Origin of the sequence: Streptomyces sp. NPDC015131 (assembly GCF_043079975.1) — a bacterium.
Classification (GTDB): domain Bacteria; phylum Actinomycetota; class Actinomycetes; order Streptomycetales; family Streptomycetaceae; genus Streptomyces.
In genome coordinates, this window is sequence record NZ_JBIBVB010000002.1 from 989,179 (window position 1) to 1,007,983 (window position 18,805).

Consider the following 18,805-nt stretch of genomic DNA (forward strand, 5'->3'; position numbering starts at 1 on the left):
CCACCACCGGCCCCCGTAGCTCAGTGGATAGAGCAGGCGCCTTCTAAGCGCTTGGCCGCAGGTTCGAGTCCTGCCGGGGGCGCACTGCCGGGCCCTCCCTCGTGGAGGGCCTTTCGCCGTCCGGGCCCTTCCGGCCCCGGGCGCCCTACCGCCTCCCGGGCCGGCGGCCCGGGGGTTACGCACATGATCGCCGTTACGCCAAGCGCCTCGGCGCACGACGACCGAAAGGCGCCCCGGTACGGAGGCCCGGCACGGGACCGGGGCGGAGGCGCGGCAAAGCGGAGATCACCCGCCTGGATGTCAGTCGGGTGGCGTAGGGTCCTTGATCGGGACAAGTCGATCACTCGGGGGGTGGCGGCACGGCAGCGTCGTACGCCCACGGCTCCGGGACCGCTCCGCTCAACTTCCGCCGGAGGTACGGGTGTCGTTGCTCGCGATCAGTGACCTGCATGTGCGCCACGCCGAGAACCGCGCCGTCGTGGAGCGGCTGCGCCCCCGCTCGGACGACGACTGGCTGCTCGTGGCCGGTGACGTCGGCGAGCTGACCACGGACATCGCCTGGGCGCTGGGGCTGCTGCGCGAGCGGTTCCGGACCGTGGTGTGGGCGCCGGGCAACCACGAGTTGTGGACCGTGCCGGAGGACCCCGTTCAGGAGCGCGGGGTGCGGCGGTACGAGCACCTGGTGCGGCTGTGCCGGGAGTTGGGGGTCGTCACGCCCGAGGACCCGTACCCGGTGTGGGAGGGGCCCGGCGGACCGGTCGTGGTGGCGCCGCTGTTCGTGCTGTACGACTACACGTTCCGGCCCGCCGGCACCACCACCGAGGCCGAGGCGCTGGCCGTGGCGCACCGGGAGGGCGTGGTGTGCACGGACGAGTTCCTGCTGCACCCCGATCCGCACCCGGGCCGGGGCGACTGGTGCCGGGAGCGGGTCCGCCTCACCGAGGAGCGGCTCTCCGCGATCGACCCCGCTCTGCCCACCGTGCTCGTCAACCACTATCCGCTGGTACGCGATCCGACCTTCGTGCTGCGCCACCCGGAGTTCGCGCTGTGGTGCGGGACGGAGGCCACCGCGGACTGGCACCGCCGCTTCCGGGCCCGCTCCGTGGTCTACGGCCACCTGCACATACCCCGGACGACCTGGCACGACGGGGTGCCCTTCCGGGAGGTGTCCGTCGGCTACCCGCGCGAGTGGCGGCCCCGCCCGGGCCGCCCGGACCTGTCGGTGGTGCTGCCCGAGGGGGACTGACCGGCGCTCAGGAGACCGGCTCCCCGTACAGGACCAGGTTCTCGGCGTACGCGCGCGTGGCCGGGTCGAAGTCCCCGGCACAGGTCACCAGGGCGAGCCGCGCCGCGCCGCGGGCGGTGAACAGGTCCCGGGGCAGCGCCTTCTTGGCGTGGGTCCGGCGGGCGACGATCCGGTACGTGTGGCGCCGGCCGTCCGCCGCGGTGACCTCCGCGCGGGCGCCCAGCGGCACGTCGTGGAGCGCCTCGAAGGGGCCGGGGCCCTCGGCGGCCGAGTCCAGGTGGCCGGCCAGCAGGACCGTGCCGCGCGGGGCGCCGGGCGGGGCGCCCAGCGCCCACCAGCCCAGCCGGGCCGGCGAGGGCGGCACGGCCAGCGCCCCGGCGGCGTCGGCGGTGACCGGGTCGACCGGCATGGCCCGTACGTGCCCGGGGAGGCCCAGGGACACGGGCGGGGAGTACGCCCGCGCCGCGCCCCCCGCGGTGGACGGCGCGGCGGCGGCGCCCGGCACGGTGCCCGCGTCGGGGACCCGCGCGGGCCCCGGGAAGAACGGGAAGAGGTACGCCACGACCGCCGCCGCGACCGCGGCGAGCCCGGCGCGGAACAGGGCGCCGTCCGGGCCGGGCTCGTCGCGCGGCCAGGTGCCCGCGCCCACCGGCGTCAGCGGTTGTCGTTGCGGCGCATGCGGGAGGCCGCCCAGAAGGCGCCCCCGGCCACCAGCACGCCGCCGACGGCCACCACCGGGACGGCGACGGCGACCGGGACCTCGGCCGCCAGGGACGTCGACACATGGCCACCGTTGCCGGCGTGGATGGTGTGCGGCGCGGAGGCGGTGTGGCAGGTGCCGCCGCGCACCATGCCGAGGTGCATCGCGACGACCGGGCGCGCGGCCTTCGCGGCGGCGGTCACCCGGGCGTTCTCGCCGCGCGCGATCTGGTTGTCGATCCGCGCCAGGGTCTTCTCGTGCGCGGCGGCCTGGGCCTTCAGCCAGGCCGCGTCGTACGCCGGGCCGCCCGCCTTGGCCCTGAGGTCGGCGAGCGTCTGCTGCTGCTCCTTCGAGGGCGCCATGGGCAGGTCGACGCCCTGGTCGTCCGCGAGGGCGCGGGTGTCCGCGTCGAGCTTGGTGTGGTCGCGGACGAGTACCTCGCCCACCTGCTTCACACAGTCGGTGGTGGCGTGCTTCCGGGCGTCCTTGCCCGCCGCGATCTCGGTCAGGTTCCCCTGGTGGGAGGCGCGCAGGAACGCCGCGTCGGTGGCGAGGGCGGTGGAGGCGCCGTCGGCGGGCGCCGAGGCGAGGGCGGGGGCGGCGTGGCCGGCGGCTATGCCGCTCAGGGCCAGGCAGGTGAGGGCCGTGGCGGCCCAGTGGGGGGTGCGGATCACGTCGGGCGTCCGTTCTCGTCGGTCGGAGCGTGGCCCTCACCCGTCGAGGGTCACCCCACCATCCGGACACGCCGGGGTGCCCGGCGCCACTCACCGTACGGCGAACGGAGGACGCCCGATCAGCTCAGCGAGGCCGCGACCAGCAGGCAGAACGCCGCCGTGACCAGCAGCGTGCGCACCCGGTGGAAGGCGTTCCACCGGGGTTCGAACGCCTGTCGGACGGGGCCGGCCGGCGCGTCCCCGGAGGCGGCGAGCGCGTTGTTGAGCGGCACGTTCCCCGCGACCGTCACCAGGTGGTTGAGCACCGCGCACACCAGGCCGGCGAGGACGAGCCACCGCTGCGTACCGGACCGGTCCTCCACCGGCACGGCGAGGGCCAGGGCCGGGAACACCACCACGCCCGCGAAGACGGTGAGGAAGACCGCGCGGGGCACGTACTCGTTGACGCGCCGCATGGCCGTCACGAACTGCTCGTCGGTCAGCCGGGCCAGGGCGGGCATCACACCGGTCCAGAAGATCAGCATGAACCCCGCGTAGAGGCCGGTGAAAACGACCGCGAGGGCGAGCAGCAGCGTCGGCATGCGGGCCATCATCGCAGTCGCGCACCGCCGGTGCCGGAGAAATCCCGTCGCCGTCCGGCACCGGGGCCCGGGGTCTCAGGGCTCAGGGCTCCCGGCACCGGCGGCGGTGCGGCGGCCTCAGTCGCGCAGGCCGTTGGCGCGGCGGATCGCGTCGGCGAGCTGGGACACGACCGAGGACTCGGTGGTACGGGCGAGCTCCCCGGCGCGCGTGGCGAGTTCGGCGCCGCCGGGCGCGGCCGGGAGGTCGCCGCCGCGCAGCGAGTCGGCGAAGTAGGCGGCCGTGGCGGCGACCCGGAGGCCCGGGTCGGTGCCCTTGTCCCAGAGGCGGGCGTCCAGCGCTCCGGGGGCCAGGGAGCCGGACTGCTCCCTCGGGGCGCGCGAGACGGGGTCGAGCCACCGGACGGTGGCCGTGGCCAGGGGGCGCTTCGCCGTGGCCGCGCCCGGCCGGGTCTTCACCGCGTACAGCGCGGTCACCTGGTGGCCGGGGCCGACCTCGCCGCCGTCGACCCGGTCGTCGCGGAAGTCCTCGTCGGCGACCTCCCGGTTCTCGTAGCCGATCAGCCGGAAGGACTCCACCGCCCGGGTGTCGAAGGCCACTTGGGCCTTGGCGTCCCGGGCGCGCAGCTCGACATGGGCGGGCAGCCGGTCGGTGAAGACCCGCCGGGCCTCCTCGGAGGTGGAGACGTACGTGGTGTGGCCGTCGCCCTTGTCGGCGAGCCGTTCCATCAGCGCGTCGCCGTACTCGCTGCCGACGCCGACCCCGAAGAGGGTGATGCCGTAGGCGCGGCGCTCGTGGTCGATCCGGTCCAGGATGGCCTCCGCCTCGGTCTCGCCGGTGTTGGCGAGCGCGTCGGACAGCAGGACGACCCGGTTGGTGGCGCCCTTGCGGTGGCCCTCCACGGCGGTGTCGTAGCCGGTGGTCACGCCCGCCTCCACGTTGGTGGAGGAGCTGGTCTCCAGGCCGTCGATCACCTCGTGGAGGCGGTCGCGGTTGCCCTCGACGCGGGTCATCGGCAGCCGGGTCTCGGCCTCGGCGCTGAAGGTGACCAGGGCCACCGAGTCGTCGTCGCGCAGCTGGTCGGCGAGGACGCCGAGGGACTCCTTGACGAGGTCGAGGCGGCCGGGTTCGCTCATCGAACCGGAGACGTCCACGACGAACGTGAGGGCGGCGGGCGGGCGTTCGCCGCGCCGGTCGGCGGGGCGGGTGGCCAGTCCGACGCGTACCAGGGACCAGTCCCCCGGCCCGGTGCGGGCGCCGTCCACGGTGACGGAGAAGCCGTTGCCCGGGGGCTTGGGGTAGCTCTGGCGGAAGCTGTTGACGAACTCCTCCGGGCGTACGGTGTCCGGCGCGGGCAGCCGCCCCTCGGCGAGGGTGCGGCGGGCGTAGCCGTACGAGGCGGTGTCGACGTCCAGCGCGAAGGTCGACAGGTGGTCGGCCGGCGCGGTCTCGCGCGCCCCGTCCCCCGTGGCGCCGTCGGTGGCGGCACCGGGGCGCTTTCCGGCCTCCGGCGCGCCGGGCGCGAGCGCTCCCGGCCGGGGTGCGCCCGGCGCCCGCGCCCCGGTGTCGGAGGCGCTCGCGCGCTCGGCGCCGGACTGCCCGGAGCAGCCCGCGAGCAGCAGGCCGCCGGCCAGCGCCACGGCGAGCACGGCCGCCGGGCCGGGCCTCCACCCGCCCCGCCGGGCGGCGGCGCGCCCCGCCCCTCCGCCGGTCTCCCGGCCGTCGTCGTGCCGGTTCCCTCGCTGTGTCCGCATGGCGGTCCCCCACTTCGGTGGCCGTGGGCATCACGTCCGCACGGCCTGTCGGTACGTGTGAATGTGACGTCCCGGACGGCCGGGAGGACCGGACGAACCTGTTGCGGATGGGTCTCAACTCGGCAACGCCGACCAGATGGTGGGGCCGCGCGCAGGGTTTGGCTTGGACTCGCCAACCCTTCGGAGGGCTCTTGTCACCGTACGGAGTCACATGAGTACATGGAGTGGCGACGATCCAAGGGATTGACGGGGGTGGTCAGCCGTGACGAACGTTCCGGGCTCCGTGCTCGGCCGGGCGGCTTTAAGAGATACGGCACCGCAGCCGGCGACGACACCGACGGCGGCACCGAGGGCGGGAGCACCGGCGACCGGGCCACCGACGGGGGCGACGACGCCGTCGCCGGTGCCCCCGCCGGCCCGCGCCGGCGCTGCCCCGCCCGCCCCGCGGCCGGCCGGGCAACCGGTGCGGGGCATGCGCCAGATCTGCGCGGCGCTGGCCGCGCTCACCGAGTCGGCCCGCCGGGAGCTGCTGACCTTCGACGACCCCGCCGCGTGCCTGGGCCTGTCGATCCCCCAGCCGTTCCTGGAGCTCGCGGGCACCTGCGTCCGCGCGGCGGCGGAGCGGGTGGAGACGGTGCGCCAGATCGTGCCCCGGCACGCGCTGTCCCGCGTCGCCGCCGCGGACGCGGCCGGGCTGGTCCGGCTGCCCGGCCGGGCGCGGCTGACGCAGTCGATCCCGTTCAAGATGATCGTGGTGGACCGTACGGTCGCCGCGATCCCCCTCGATCTCGAACTGCTCTACAACGGGCTGCTGCTGATCCGCGACCCGGTCGTGGTGCACGCCCTGGTGCGGGCGCACCACGCCTGGTGGGAGACGGGCGAGGAGTTCCCGCCGCGGCAGACGCCCCCGGGGGCGCTGCCACCGCACCTGCGTCCGGTGCTGGAGTCCCTGCTCGCGGGGCTCACCGACGAGACGGCGGCGGCGCGGCTGGGGATATCGGGGCGCACCTACAGCCGCCGGGTGGGCGAGCTGCTCACGGCCCTCGGCACGACGAGCCGCTTCCGGGCGGGAGCGGAAGCGGCTCGCCGTGGCTGGCTGTGAGTCCGGGGCCGGTGACCGGAGTCCGGGGCCAATGACGGAAGTCCGGGACCGGCGCAAGGTCCCGGACCGGCGCCCTAGGAGACGATGTCCTTGCGGGCGAAGCCCCGGAAGGCGAGGGCGAACAGCACCAGGGCGTAGGTCACGGACACCGCGGCGCCCTTGACCATGCCGCCCCACTCCAGCTGCGGCTGAAGGGCGTCGGCCCAGGCGAACTGCCAGTGCGCGGGCAGGAAGTCGCGCCACGAGCCGAGCGCCGTCACCGCGTCCAGCACATTGCCGATGATCGTCAGGCCGACCGCGCCCCCGACCGCGCCCAGCGGGGCGTCCGTCCTGGTCGACAGCCAGAAGGCGAGGCCCGCCGTGACCAGTTGGGAGACGAAGATGTACGCCACGACCAGCCCGAGGCGCGGGAGGGTGTCGGCCGCGGCCAGGGAGCCTCCCGTGGGCAGGCGCAGCGGCCCCCAGCCGTAGGCGACCGTCCCGGCGGCGAGGGCCACCAGCGGGAGCAGCAGCATCGCCGCCGCGCTGAAGCCCAGCGCCACGGCGAGCTTCGACCACAGCAGCCGGGCGCGCGGCACGGGCGCCGCGAGCAGATAGCGGAGGGAGGACCAGCCGGCCTCGGACGCCACGGTGTCGCCGCAGAACAGCGCCACCGGGATCACCAGCAGGAAGCCCGCCGAGACGAACAGGGCCGTCGCGGCGAAGTTGGCGCCGGACGCGGTCGCCGTGTCCATCAGGGTGATCCGGTCGTTCCCCCGCCCGTCGGGGGTGCCGCCGATGGCGAAGGCGGCGATCAGCACGAAGGGCAGGGCGGCCAGGATCGCGCCCATCACCAGGGTGCGGCGCCGCTTCCACTGCCGGACGGCCTCCACCCGCAGCGGCAGGGTGCGCCCGGCGCGGTAGCCGTCCGCCGACTGCGGGGCGGGCCGCGCCACCGCACCGGACGGACCGCCGGTCGGACCGGCGGTGGACGGACCGGCGGACGGGCCGGGGGTGGACGGGCCGGCGGGGCGGCCCGGGGACTGGGGTGCGGCGCTCATGCGGGGGCTCCTCCTCCGATCAGGGTGAGGAACGCGTCCTCCAGGCGGCGGTGCGGGCCCACCCCGGTCACCGGCACGTCCAGCCGGACGAGTTCGGCGATGAGGGCGGTGGCGGTCGCACCGTCGAGGCGTACGAGCAGACCGCCGTCCGCCCGGGCCACCGAGGCGATGCCCGGGGCGGCGCCCAGCTTGTCGACCAGGGCGTCCGGAACGTCGCCCGACACCGTCACCAGCAGGGTGTCCCCCGCGCCGGTGATCTCGGCGACGGGGCCCGCCTGGACGAGCCGGCCGCGGTCCATCACGACCAGGTGCGTGCAGGACTGCTCGACCTCGGACAGGAGGTGGCTGGAGACGATCACGGTCCGGCCCCCGGCCGCGTACCGGATCATCACGTCCCGCATCTCGCGGATCTGTGGCGGGTCGAGCCCGTTGGTGGGTTCGTCGAGGATGAGGAGGTCGGGGAGGCCGAGCATGGCCTGGGCGATGGCGAGCCGCTGCCGCATGCCCTGGGAGTAGGTGCGTACGGCGCGGGCCAGGGCGTCGCCGAGACCGGCGATCTCCAGCGCCTCGTCGATACGGGCGTCCTCGGCGGGGCGGCCGGTGGCCCGCCAGTACAGCTCCAGGTTCTCCCGGCCGGAGAGGTGCGGCAGGAAGCCCGCGCCCTCCACGAAGGCGCCCACCCGGGACAGGACCGGGGCGCCGGGCCGGACGGCGTGCCCGAAGACCCGGATCTCGCCCGCGTCGGGGGTGATCAGGCCCATGAGCATGCGCAGGGTGGTGGTCTTCCCGGCGCCGTTCGGGCCGAGCAGGCCGAGGACCTGGCCCCGTTCGACGCGGAACGTCAGGTCCCGGACGGCGTACCGGTCGGCGGACTTGGCGTAGCGCTTGGTCAGTCCGGTGATGGTGAGCGGTACGCCGGCCAGGGCCGGGTCGGGGGCGGGCGCGGTGGTGCGGCGGCGCGCGGTGAGCAGCAGCCCGGCCGCGATCAGGGCGCCGGCCGCCGGGAGGCCCCACACCCACCAGGGCAGGCCGGCCGCCTGGGTGCGCACCCCGGGCGCGGTCGGCACGGACAGGCCGCCGGAGGAGACCGGGGCCGAGGCCGAGGCAGCGGCCGAGGTGGCGGCCGGTCCGGCGGCCGGGTTCCCGGCCAGGCCGACCGTGTAGGTGGCGGGGGCCGCCGGGGAGGCGTAGCCGAGGTCGGTGGCGGCGACGACGAGCCGCAGCCGGTGACCGGCCTCGATCTCGTGGTCGACGGCCGGCAGGGTCAGGTCGACGGTCCTGCCCTTGCCGGCGCCCTCCACCCGGACGGGCGAGACGAGTTGGGAGGGGAGGACCTGTCGGCGGCCGTCGGGGCCGACGTCGTACACCTTGCCGAAGAGGACCGCGTCGCCCGTCTCGGAGGTGACCGTGAGGCGGACGGTGGGCGTGCCGGTGATGCGGAGCGGCTCGGTCAGCGGCTGGGACTCGAACCGGGCGTGCTGGCCGGGGAAGTCGAGCGACAGGCCCATGCCGAGCGACGAGAGCTGGGACAGCCCGCCGCCCGCGCCGGGCACGGCGGAGATGGCGGGCGGGGTGCCGCCGGCGGGGTTGCGGAAGGTCTGCGGGCGGCCGGTGAGGGCGAGGGTGCGTTCGCCGGCGCGCAGGCCGGGGTAGCCGTCGCCGGTGGCGCCGCGCAGCTGCGCCCGCCCGTCGGTCGAGTCGACCCCGCCGGTGCGGCTGACGCGGAACGCGGGCCCGGTGTCGGCGCCGGTGTCCTTCTTCAGGTACCGGTCGAACCATGCGCCGATACGGGCCTCGACGCGCGCGGTCTCGCGGTCGCCGCCGTCGTGCCCGCCGGCGATCCAGTCGACGGCGACGGGGGCGCCGTTGGCGCGGACGGTGCGGGCGATGGCGTCGCCGTGGTCGAGCGGGAAGAACGAGTCGGTCTGGCCCTGGACGACGAGCGTGGGCACCCGGATGCGGTCACCGACGGCGGACGGGCTGCGCGCTTCGAGCAGGGCGCGGGCGGCGGGGTCGGGCTCACCGCTGACGGCGACCCGTTCGTACAGCGCGCACAGCACGTCCTGGAACCGTCCGCAGGCGGCGGGCCCGGCGGCCGGCGGCTGGGCGGCGCGCCCCGTCCCGGCGGCGGGGGCGGGCCCCGGGGGCCGGTCGCCCGGGGGGCGCTCCGGGGTGGGGTCGCCGGCCGGGCGCCCGGCGGAGGCGGTGGTGCCGGTGGTGAAGAAGATGCCGCCCCACAGCTTCTTGTAGACGCCGCCCGGGAAGAGGGCGTCGGCGAGGTTCCAGTAGGTGATCTGCGGGGCGATGGCGTCCACGCGCCGGTCGTGCCCGGCGGCCAGCAGCGCGATCGCACCGCCGTAGGAGGAGCCCGAGAGGCCCACCCGGGGGTCGCCGGCCTTGTCGAGCTGGACCTCGGGGCGCCGGGCGAGCCAGTCGAGGAGCCGCGACACGTCCTTGACCTCGAAGTCCGGGTCGTTGAGCCCGATGCTCCCGGTCGAGCGGCCGAAGCCGCGCGCGGACCAGGTCAGTACGGCGTACCCGTCCCGCGCCAGCTCCTCGGCCTGGGCGCGCACGTCGTCCTTGCTGCCGCCGAAGCCGTGCCCGAGCAGCACGGCGGGGCGGCGGGTGCCGGCGGGGCCGGAGGTGAAGAACGAGGTGTCGATCCTCGCTCCGGGCATCTCCAGGACGCGGTCCTCGCGGTGCGGCGCGGGCGCGTCGCCGGAGGCCACGGCCGTCCACGTACCGCCGCCCGCGAGCAGCACGACGGCGGCGGTGGCGGCCGCCCAGCGGCGGGGGAATCGGATCTGCATCCCTCGACCCTAAGCGGAGTACCGGCCCGGCTCGGCAGCCGCACGGCGGAGGCGGGGGACCTTCCCGGGGTGTACGCACTACCGTCGCCGTACAGCAGACGCGGTACACGCGCGGCGCGCGGAAGACGGCAGGCGCGGTACACGCGCGGCGCGCGGAGGGGCCGAAGGGCCGAAGGCGGGAGAGACACATGGCGGATGCGGTGGCGGGCCTGGAGATCCGACGGGCGGCGACCGTCGCCGAACTCCTCGGGGCGGAGCGGCTGTACGACGGTCCGGCGCGGCCCGAGTGGGCGGAGCGGTTCCTCGCCGCGCCCGGGCATCTGATGCTGATCGGGTATGTGGACGGCGTCCCGGCCGGGATGGTCTCGGGGGTCGAGATGCTGCACCCGGACAAGGGCGCGGAGATGTGCCTGTACGAGCTGTCCGTGGACGAGCCGTACCGGCGGCGCGGCATCGGGCGGGCGCTGACGCGGGCGCTGGCGGCCGTCGCCCGGGAGCGGGGCTGCTACGGGATGTGGGTCGGGGTGGACACGGACAACGAGGCGGCGCTGGCGACGTACCGGTCGGCCGGCGCGGCCGGCGATGGAGAATTCGCCATGCTCACGTGGGGGTTCGGCGACGAAGCGGAGGAAGCCCGGTAGCTCCCTTGTGCGGTACATGACCAGCCGGAACGCTGTGGGGCCCGCCCCCAAGTGGAAAGGTCAGGTGCCCCCAGGATGAGAGCCCTTCTCCGCCGGCTCCGGCGCCCCGAGGCCCCGTGCCCGCAGGCCCGGCGCCCGCTGCCCCGGCGGCGCTCCGGCGCGCTGATACCCGTGCTCGCCCTCGCGGCCGGGCTGCACGTCGCCGTGGCCCCCGGCACGGCCGCCGCCGCCGCGCGGCCGGGTCCCGTCGGCGACCTCCGGCTCGCCCCCGCCGAGACCGCCGTGCCGGACAGCTGGATCGTCGTCCTCAAGGACGGCTCCACCCGCGCGGCGGACCTCGGTGTCACCCCGCGCCACGAGTACCGCACCGCGCTCGACGGCTTCTCCGCCACCCTGTCCCGGGAGCGGGCCGGCGCGCTGGCGGCCGACCCGAGGGTCGCGTACGTCGAGCAGAACCGCGTCCTGCGCGTCAGCGCCGTCCAGCCGGACGCGCCGTGGGGCCTGGACCGGATCGACCAGCGCCGCCTGCCGCTGTCGGGGTCGTACGCGTACGACTCCGGGGCGGCCGGGGTCACCGCGTACGTCATCGACACCGGGATCCGCACCTCGCACCGCGAGTTCGGCGGGCGCGCGGTGGTCGGGACGGACACCGTCGGGGACGGGCGCAACGGGCAGGACTGCCAGGGGCACGGCACGCATGTCGCCGGCACGGTCGGCGGCAGGACGTACGGCGTGGCCAAGGCCGCGAAGCTCGTCGCGGTGCGGGTCCTGGACTGCAACGGCTCGGGCACGACGGCCGGGGCGGTCGCGGGCGTGGACTGGGTGACGGCGCACGCCGTGAAGCCGGCCGTCGCCAACATGAGCCTGGGCGGCGCGGCGGACACGATCCTGGACGACGCCGTCGAACGGTCCGTCGCGTCGGGCGTCTCGTACACCGTGGCGGCCGGGAACGGCAACATCCTGGGCCTGCCGGAGAAGGCGTGCGCCACCTCGCCCGCCCGGGTCCCGGCGGCCATCACGGTCGGCGCCACGGACGAGGCGGACCGGCGGGCGTCGTTCTCCAACTACGGCACCTGCGTGGACCTGTTCGCCCCGGGGGTGGGCGTCGCCTCCGCCTGGCACACCGGCGACTCGGCCGGCAAGGCCCTGTCGGGTACGTCGATGGCGGCACCGCACACGGCGGGCGTCGCGGCCCTGTACCTGGCCCGCCACCCGTCCGCCTCCCCCGCGCGCGTCCGGGACGCCCTGGTCGCCGCCGCCACCACCGGCGCGGTCGGCAACGCCCTCCCGGGCTCGCCCGACCGGCTGCTCCACGCCCGGTTCTAGACAGCCGCGCGGTTCTGGACAGCCGCGTCGGGGACCAGGTGCCCGAGGAGTTCCGGACCCGCCGGGTACGGCCGCTCCTCGGGCATCAGCGCGCGGGCCGCAGCCAGGTCGCCCCCGCGCACCAGGGCGTGCATCTCACGGGCCAGCGGCGTCACGTCCCGGATGGATACCGTCCACTCGTCGGCGTACCGCGCGGACGCCTCGCCGGCCAGGCCCAGCTGGAGCGAGCGGTACGGCAGCGGCGCCAGGCGCAGGTCCCGCTCGGGGTCCCACTGGACCCGCGCCGGGGAGGTGCGCACCTGCCGTTTCCAGGCCGCCCGGTCGGGGTGGAAGCCCCGTACGTAGTGCGACAGGCAGGCGTGGCGCAGCGCCCAATCGAAGCCGTCGCGGGTGATCTCCACGGCCAGGACGGTCTCCTGGCCGTCCTTGGTGGCCCAGCCGCAGCGGTACATCATCCACAGGAAGCTGGGCTTGATCCACGTCATCCGGTCCCGCTTCCAGGCGGCCGGGAAGCGGCCGGTGCGGGCGGCGGGGCCACCGATCCCGGGCCGGTACGCCTGGTAGACGGTGACGGTGTCCTCGGTGTGAAGGGCGCGGATGCGGTGCTTCGGTTCGTTCGTGTTCATCCCGGCACAGGATGAACGGCCGGCCCCGGGCGGGGCCAGCCGTTTTCCGTCCTGCCGAAGTGCCGGGCGTGACTCAGTGGTTGCGCGGGAAGCCCAGGTCCACGCCGGCCGGGGCGTCCGCCGGGTCGGGCCAGCGGGTGGTGACGACCTTGCCGCGCGTGTAGAAGTGCACGCCGTCGTTGCCGTAGATGTGGTGGTCGCCGAAGAGCGAGTCCTTCCAGCCGCCGAAGGAGTGGTAGCCGACGGGGACCGGGATCGGGACGTTCACGCCGACCATGCCGGCCTGGACCTCCAGCTGGAAGCGGCGGGCGGCGCCGCCGTCGCGGGTGAAGATCGCGGTGCCGTTGCCGAACGGCGAGGCGTTGATGAGGCGGACGCCGTCCTCGTAGGTGTCGGCGCGCAGCACGCACAGCACCGGGCCGAAGATCTCGTCGCGGTACGCGTCGGAGTCCGTGGACACCTTGTCGAGCAGCGACAGGCCGATCCAGTGGCCGTTCTCGTAGCCGTCGACGGTGTGGCCGGTGCCGTCGAGGACGACCTCGGCGCCCTGCGCGGCGGCGCCCGTGACGTAGGAGGCGACCTTGTCGCGGTGGGCGGCGGTGATCAGCGGGCCCATCTCGGACGCCGGGTCGGCACCGGGGCCGATCACGATCTTCTCGGCGCGCTCGCGGATCTTCTGGACCAGTTCGTCGCCGATGGCGCCGACCGCGACGACCGCCGAGATCGCCATGCAGCGCTCGCCGGCCGAGCCGTACGCGGCCGAGACGGCGGCGTCGGCGGCGGCGTCGAGGTCCGCGTCGGGCAGCACCAGCATGTGGTTCTTGGCGCCGCCGAGGGCCTGGACGCGCTTGCCGTTGGCGGAGGCGGTGGTGTGGATGTACCGGGCGATGGGCGTCGAGCCGACGAACGACACGGCGGCGACGTCCGGGTGCTCCAGGAGCGCGTCGACCGCGACCTTGTCGCCGTGGACGACGTTGAGCACACCGTCGGGCAGCCCGGCCTGGGAGGCCAGCTCGGCCAGCAGGTTGGCGGCGGACGGGTCCTTCTCGCTCGGCTTGAGGACGAAGGTGTTGCCGCACGCGACGGCGAGCGGGAACATCCACATCGGCACCATCGCCGGGAAGTTGAACGGCGTGATGCCGGCGACCACGCCGAGCGGCTGGCGGATGGAGGCGACGTCGACCCGGCTGGAGACCTGGGTGGACAGCTCGCCCTTGAGCTGGACGGTGATCCCGCAGGCCAGCTCGACGATCTCCAGGCCGCGCGCCACCTCGCCCAGCGCGTCGGAGTGCACCTTGCCGTGCTCGGCGGTGATCAGCGCGGCGATCTCGTCACGGTGGGCGTCGAGCAGCGCGCGGTACTTGAACAGCACGGCGGTGCGCTGGGCCAGCGAGGACGTGCCCCAGGTGGCGAACGCGTCCCGGGCGGCGCCGACGGCCGCGTCCACCTCCTCGGCGGACGCGAGGGCGACCCGCGTGGTGACGGCGCCGGTCGCCGGGTCGGTGACCGGGCCCCAGTTGCCCGACGCGCCTTCGACGGTCTTGCCACCGATCCAGTGGTTGACGGTCTTCGTCATGACGAAAAGCTCCTTCAGAGATGGCGGCGTCGGGCTGCGACTTGCCGGTCGTACTCCTCCCGTGCCCCGACCGCCGACGGGCGGGTCGCGATCGCGGCCACAGGAACATCCCACCACGCCTGCGCACCGGGCGGGCCCGACACTGTGTCTGCCGTTTCGGTCTCGGTGTAGACACATGTGGGGACGGTGGCCGCGCGGGCCTCGGCGAGCGCTTCCCGCAGGTCACGCACGGTGTGGGCGCGCAGGACGCGCAGACCGAGCGAGGCGGCGTTGGCGGCGAGGTCCACCGGGAGCGGGTCGCCCGTGTACGTGCCGTCGGGGGCGCGGTGGCGGTAGGCGGTGCCGAACCGCTCGGCGCCCACCGTCTCGGAGAGGCCGCCGATGGAGGCGTACCCGTGGTTCTGGAGGATCACGACCTTGATGGGCAGGCCCTCCTGGACGGCGGTGACGATCTCGGTGGGGTTCATCAGGTACGTACCGTCGCCGACCAGGGCCCAGACCGGGCGGCCGGGGGCGGCGAGGGCGACGCCGAGGGCGGCCGGGATCTCGTAGCCCATGCAGGAGTAGCCGTACTCGACGTGGTACTGGTCGCGGGAGCGGGTCCGCCAGAGCTTGTGCAGGTCGCCGGGGAGCGAGCCGGCCGCGTTGATCAGGATGTCGTCCTCGCCGGCCAGGGCGTCCAGCAGGCCCAGCACCTGCGCCTGGGTGGGGCGCGCCCGCTCGTCACGGGCGGTGTACGCGGCGGTGACGCGGTCCTCCCATTCGGCCTTGAGCCCGGTGTACTCGTCCCGGTACGAGCCGGGGACGGTGTGCCCGGCGAGGGCGTCCGCGAGATGCTCCAGGCCCTCGCGGGCGTCGGCGACCAGCGGCAGGGCGGCCATCTTGTGGGCGTCGAAGCCGGTGATGTTGAGGTTGAGGAAGCGGACGCCGGGGCGGGCGAAGAGGGTGGCGGACGCGGTGGTGAAGTCGGTGTACCGGGTGCCGGCGCCGATCACCAGGTCGGCGGTGCGGGCGAGGTGGGCGGCGGTGGCGGTGCCGGTGTGGCCGATGCCGCCCACGTCGGCCGGGTGGTCGTGGCGCAGGGAGCCCTTGCCGGCCTGGGTGGACGCCACGGGGATGCCGGTCGCGGCCGCCAGGCCGGCGAGGGCGGTCTCGGCGCGGCTGTGGTGGACGCCGCCGCCGGCGACGATCAGCGGGCGCCGGGCCGCGCGGACGGCCCGGACGGCGGCGTCCAGTTCGGCGGCGTCGGGCCGGGGGCGGCGCACGTGCCAGACGCGGTCGGCGAAGAACTCCTCCGGCCAGTCGTACGCCTCCGCCTGCACGTCCTGGGGCAGGGCGAGCGTGACGGCGCCGGTGGCGGCCGGGTCGGCGAGGACGCGCATGGCGGCGAGCGCGGCCGGGACCAGCGCCTCGGGGCGGGTGATCCGGTCGAAGTAGCGGGACACCGGGCGCAGGGTGTCGTTGACGGAGACGTCGCCGGCGTGGGGCACCTCGAGCTGCTGGAGCACGGGATCGGCGGGCCGCCCGGCGAAGGTGTCGCCGGGCAGCAGCAGCACCGGGAGGTGGTTGACGGTGGCGAGGGCGGCGCCGGTGACCAGGTTGGTGGCGCCGGGGCCGATGGAGGTGGTGACGGCGTGGGCGGAGAGGCGGCCCGACTGGCGGGCGTACCCGACGGCGGCGTGGACCATGGCCTGCTCGTTGCGGCCCTGGAGGAAGGGCATCTCGTCCGCGTACTCGACGAGGGCCTGCCCGATGCCGGCCACATTGCCGTGGCCGAAGATGCCCCAGGTGGCGCCGATGAGCCGGTGGCGCCGCCCGTCGCGTTCGGTGTACTGGCGGGCGAGGAAGGCGACGAGCGCCTGGGCGGTGGTGAGGCGTCGTGTGCTCATCGGTATCCCTCCGCGTGATCGGGATGGAAGCGGATCTTCCACTCCCGTTCGTCGCCAGGGCCGGCCATGACGTTGAGGTAGTACATGGGGTGGCCGGGGGCGGCGATGGACGGGCCGTGCCAGCCGTCCGGTACGAGGACGGCGTCGCCGCCGCGGACCTCGGCGAGGACGTCGGCGCCGCCGGGCCGGGAGGGCGACACGCGCTGGTAGCCCACTCCCCCGCCGGCGATCTCGAAGTAGTAGATCTCCTCCAGCTCGGCCTCCTCGCCGGGCACGTGCTCGTCGTGCTTGTGGGGCGGGTAGGAGGACCAGTTGCCGCCGGGGGTGACGACCTCCACGGCGATGAGCCGGTCGCAGTCGAAGGCGCCGGCGGCGGCGAAGTTGCGCACCTCCCGGGCGCAGACGCCGCTGCCGCGCGTCTCGACCGGTACCTCCGGCGCGGGGCCGCGGCGAGCGGGGAGTCGTCGCTCGCACCTCGCTCCTGCCAGGGCGAAGCGGCCTCCCGCGCCGGAGGCGATCTGGGCGTGGGCGTCACGCGGTAGGTAGGCGAAGTCGGTGACGCCGCCGAACACGCTGTCCCTGCCGTCGAGTTCGAGCGGTTCGCCGTCGACCAGCACCGTACAGCCGCCGGTGAGCGGGAGGAGGACCCATTCGCTGTCGCCGGTGTCGAGGAGGTGCGTCTCGCCGGGGCCGAGGTGGAGGACCCGCAGGGAGCAGTGGGTCCAGCCGGCCCGTTCCGGGTCGATGCGCAGGGCGTAGGGCCCGTCGGCGGTCTCGCCCGCGCGCAGGTGCAGGTGCTGGTCGGTCATGATCTCTCCGTACCCCTCCGGACCGGTCCTCAGAGCAGGCCGACGGCCGTGTCGACGGCGGCGGCCACGTCGCCGTCCGCCGGGTAGAGCAGTGAGCGGCCCGCCACCAGCCCCTGCACGGTGGGCAGTCGCAGCGCGCCGCGCCACTTCTCGTACGCCCCGTCCCGGTCGGGCCCCACGTCGCCGCCGAGCAGCACGGCGGGGAGCGTGGTGGTGGCCATGACCCGCTCCATGTCCCCGGGGTCGTCGGTGACGGGGACCTTGAGCCAGGTGTACGCGGAGGTCCCGGCGAGCCCGGAGGCGATGGCGAGCGAGGTGGTCACCGCGTCGGCGCCCAGGTCGTTGCGGACGCGCCCGTCGGCCGGGTCGCGGCGGGAGAGGAACGGTTCCACGAAGACCGGCAGCCGCCGCTCGGCCATGGCGTCGATGGTGCGGGCGGCGGAGGCGAGCGTGGTGAGCGTGCCGGGGTCGCCGTGGTCGATGCGCAGCAGGAGCTTGCCCGCGTCGAAGCCGAGGCGGGCCAGGTCCTCGGGGCGGTGGCCGGTGAAGCGGTCGTCCAGCTCGAAGGCGGCGCCGGCGAGGCCGCCGCGGTTCATGGACCCCATGACGACCTTGCCCTCCAGGGCGCCGAGGAGGAGCAGGTCGTCGAGGATGTCGGCGGTGGCGAGGACCCCGTCGACCCCGGGGCGGGAGAGTGCGAGGCAGAGCCGTTCCAGCAGGTCGAGGCGGTTGGCCATGGCGAGCGGCCGGTCGCCCACGGCCAGCGCGCCCCGGGCGGGGTGGTCGGCGGCGACGATCATCAGGCGGCCCGAGGGGCCGAGCAGCGGGCGCCTGCGGCGGCGCCCGGCCGCCTCGGCGACGGCCTCGGGGTGGCGGGCGCGGACCGCGACGAGGTGCGCGAGGTCGACGCTCACGCGACCCCGCCCCGCGGGGCCCCGCCACCGGGCGCACCGGGCCGGTCGGGTGCGGCGGAACCGGACCCGAGCGCACCGGAACCGGCCGCCCCCACCCCGCCGGGCGCCCCGCCACCGGTGCCGTCCAGCGCCGCGGCCACCTCCTCCGGGTACGGCATCGCCGAGGAGCAGGCGAGCCGGGAGGCGACCAGGGCGCCGGCGGCGTTGGCGTACCGGACGGTCCGCTCCAGGTCCCAGCCGGCGAGCAGCCCGTGGCACAGCGCCCCGCCGAAGGCGTCCCCGGCGCCGAGGCCGTTGACGACCTCCACCGGCACGGGCGGGACGTCGGCGGTGGCCCCGTCGGCGGACATGGCGAGGACCCCCTTGGGGCCCCGTTTGACCACGGCGAGGCGGACGCCCGTGTCCAGCAGGGCGCGGGCGGCGGCGTACGGCTCCCGCTCGCCGGTGGCGATCTCGCACTCGTCGGTGTTGCCGACGGCGACGGTGGCGTGCCGGAGGGCCGCGCGGTAGAGGGGCCGGGCGTCGTCGGCGCCGGACCAGAACATGGGGCGCCAGTCGAGGTCGAGGACGGTGAGGCCGGAGCGCGGCCGGGCGGCGAGGGCCGCGAGGGTGGCCGTACGGCTGGGCTCGGCGCACAGGCCCGTGCCGGTCGCCCAGAAGACCCGGGCGGCGGCGACCGCGCCGAGGTCCAGCTCGTGCTCGTGGATCTCCAGGTCGGGGGCCTTGGGCAGGCGGTAGAAGTGGAGCGGGAAGTGGTCGGGCGGGAAGATCTCGCAGAACGTCAGCGGGGTGGGGTACGCCTCGACGGGCGTGACCCACCGGTCGTCCACCCCGAACGCCCGCAGCTCCTGGTGGAGGTACTCCCCGAAGGGGTCGGCGCCGGTGCGGGTGATCAGCGCGGTGCGCAGGCCGAGCCGGGTGGCGGCGACGGCGACATTGGAGGGCGAGCCGCCGAGGAACTTGCCGAACGACTCGACCCGGGCCAGCGGGACACCGCTCTGGAGCGGATAGAGGTCCACCCCGATGCGCCCCATGGTGATGAGGTCGTACGGATCGGTCGCCATCGTGTCCCCTTCGCGTCCGCGCCGGCACCGGGGTCAGGTCTAGCCGCCCGGTGAA

16 protein-coding genes and 1 tRNA gene are annotated in these 18,805 nt (G+C 75.5%); 5 read left to right on the plus strand and 12 right to left on the minus strand.

Annotated features, from left to right (window positions below):
* Nucleotides 1–9: 9 nt before the first annotated feature.
* Together ACF08D_RS10065 and ACF08D_RS10070 are read left to right on the plus strand one after the other, a co-directional pair.
* Nucleotides 10–82: transfer RNA gene (locus ACF08D_RS10065), tRNA-Arg, on the plus strand.
* A 339-nt stretch (nucleotides 83–421) separates the two neighbouring features.
* Nucleotides 422–1,246: a metallophosphoesterase family protein gene (locus tag ACF08D_RS10070; RefSeq protein ID WP_392222076.1), complete on the plus strand. Its 825-nt coding sequence runs from the start codon at nucleotides 422–424 to the stop codon at nucleotides 1,244–1,246.
* A 7-nt stretch (nucleotides 1,247–1,253) separates the two neighbouring features.
* On the opposite strand, the gene ACF08D_RS10075 is transcribed toward ACF08D_RS10070, so the two are convergent.
* The 4 genes from ACF08D_RS10075 to ACF08D_RS10090 all read right to left on the minus strand — a co-directional run bounded on the left by ACF08D_RS10075 (nucleotide 1,254) and on the right by ACF08D_RS10090 (nucleotide 4,953).
* The gene (locus ACF08D_RS10075) at nucleotides 1,254–1,895 is read right to left on the minus strand and encodes a class F sortase (RefSeq protein ID WP_392222077.1); all 642 of its coding nucleotides are present in this window, start codon (nucleotides 1,893–1,895) and stop codon (nucleotides 1,254–1,256) included.
* A 5-nt stretch (nucleotides 1,896–1,900) separates the two neighbouring features.
* Entirely contained in the window at nucleotides 1,901–2,620 is a 720-nt protein-coding gene (locus ACF08D_RS10080) for a DUF4142 domain-containing protein (protein ID WP_392222078.1), read from the minus strand.
* Nucleotides 2,621–2,739: 119 nt separating this feature from the next.
* On the minus strand, nucleotides 2,740–3,201 hold the full coding sequence (locus ACF08D_RS10085; protein WP_392222079.1) for a DUF1772 domain-containing protein: 462 nt from the start codon (nucleotides 3,199–3,201) through the stop codon (nucleotides 2,740–2,742).
* A 117-nt stretch (nucleotides 3,202–3,318) separates the two neighbouring features.
* Nucleotides 3,319–4,953 carry a von Willebrand factor type A domain-containing protein gene (locus ACF08D_RS10090; protein ID WP_392222080.1) on the minus strand — a complete coding sequence of 545 codons (1,635 nt, stop codon included), beginning with the start codon at nucleotides 4,951–4,953 and terminating at the stop codon, nucleotides 3,319–3,321.
* 472 nt (nucleotides 4,954–5,425) lie between these two features.
* On the opposite strand from ACF08D_RS10090, the gene ACF08D_RS10095 reads away from it, so the two are divergent.
* Nucleotides 5,426–6,055 (plus strand): DNA-binding response regulator, encoded by a 630-nt coding sequence (locus ACF08D_RS10095; protein WP_392222081.1) that lies wholly within the window; start codon nucleotides 5,426–5,428, stop codon nucleotides 6,053–6,055.
* Between the two features lie 74 nt (nucleotides 6,056–6,129).
* Here ACF08D_RS10095 and ACF08D_RS10100 read toward each other — a convergent pair whose 3' ends face one another.
* Both ACF08D_RS10100 and ACF08D_RS10105 read right to left on the minus strand, forming a co-directional pair.
* Nucleotides 6,130–7,095, minus strand: coding sequence for an ABC transporter permease (locus ACF08D_RS10100; RefSeq protein WP_392222082.1), 966 nt, complete (start codon nucleotides 7,093–7,095; stop codon nucleotides 6,130–6,132).
* A complete protein-coding gene (locus tag ACF08D_RS10105) occupies nucleotides 7,092–9,905 on the minus strand; it encodes an alpha/beta fold hydrolase (protein ID WP_392222083.1) in 2,814 nt (937 codons plus the stop codon). The genes ACF08D_RS10100 and ACF08D_RS10105 overlap by 4 nt, the downstream gene beginning before the upstream one ends.
* Before the next feature lie 209 nt (nucleotides 9,906–10,114).
* On the opposite strand from ACF08D_RS10105, the gene ACF08D_RS10110 reads away from it, so the two are divergent.
* Both ACF08D_RS10110 and ACF08D_RS10115 read left to right on the plus strand, forming a co-directional pair.
* Nucleotides 10,115–10,546: a GNAT family N-acetyltransferase gene (locus tag ACF08D_RS10110; protein ID WP_392222354.1), complete on the plus strand. Its 432-nt coding sequence runs from the start codon at nucleotides 10,115–10,117 to the stop codon at nucleotides 10,544–10,546.
* Nucleotides 10,547–10,621: 75 nt separating this feature from the next.
* Nucleotides 10,622–11,872, plus strand: a complete 1,251-nt coding sequence (locus ACF08D_RS10115) for a S8 family peptidase (protein ID WP_392222084.1) — start codon at nucleotides 10,622–10,624, stop codon at nucleotides 11,870–11,872.
* Here the strand turns inward: ACF08D_RS10115 and ACF08D_RS10120 are convergent.
* The 6 genes from ACF08D_RS10120 to iolC form a co-directional block, all read right to left on the minus strand.
* The gene (locus ACF08D_RS10120) at nucleotides 11,869–12,498 is read right to left on the minus strand and encodes a DUF4291 domain-containing protein (RefSeq protein ID WP_392222085.1); all 630 of its coding nucleotides are present in this window, start codon (nucleotides 12,496–12,498) and stop codon (nucleotides 11,869–11,871) included. The two genes, ACF08D_RS10115 and ACF08D_RS10120, sit on opposite strands and share 4 nt — an antisense overlap.
* Nucleotides 12,499–12,571: 73 nt before the next feature.
* The gene (locus ACF08D_RS10125; protein WP_392222086.1) at nucleotides 12,572–14,074 is read right to left on the minus strand and encodes a CoA-acylating methylmalonate-semialdehyde dehydrogenase; all 1,503 of its coding nucleotides are present in this window, start codon (nucleotides 14,072–14,074) and stop codon (nucleotides 12,572–12,574) included.
* Between the two features lie 14 nt (nucleotides 14,075–14,088).
* The gene (iolD, locus tag ACF08D_RS10130) at nucleotides 14,089–15,963 is read right to left on the minus strand and encodes a 3D-(3,5/4)-trihydroxycyclohexane-1,2-dione acylhydrolase (decyclizing) (RefSeq protein WP_392222087.1); all 1,875 of its coding nucleotides are present in this window, start codon (nucleotides 15,961–15,963) and stop codon (nucleotides 14,089–14,091) included.
* Complete coding sequence (iolB, locus tag ACF08D_RS10135; RefSeq protein WP_392222088.1) at nucleotides 15,960–16,772, minus strand: 5-deoxy-glucuronate isomerase; 813 nt, start codon at nucleotides 16,770–16,772, stop codon at nucleotides 15,960–15,962. Before iolB ends, iolD begins: the two co-directional genes overlap by 4 nt.
* A gap of 29 nt (nucleotides 16,773–16,801) precedes the next feature.
* Nucleotides 16,802–17,686: a deoxyribose-phosphate aldolase gene (locus ACF08D_RS10140; protein ID WP_392222089.1), complete on the minus strand. Its 885-nt coding sequence runs from the start codon at nucleotides 17,684–17,686 to the stop codon at nucleotides 16,802–16,804.
* Nucleotides 17,683–18,750: a 5-dehydro-2-deoxygluconokinase gene (gene iolC / locus ACF08D_RS10145; protein ID WP_392222090.1), complete on the minus strand. Its 1,068-nt coding sequence runs from the start codon at nucleotides 18,748–18,750 to the stop codon at nucleotides 17,683–17,685. The genes ACF08D_RS10140 and iolC overlap by 4 nt, the downstream gene beginning before the upstream one ends.
* Nucleotides 18,751–18,805 lie beyond the last annotated feature (55 nt).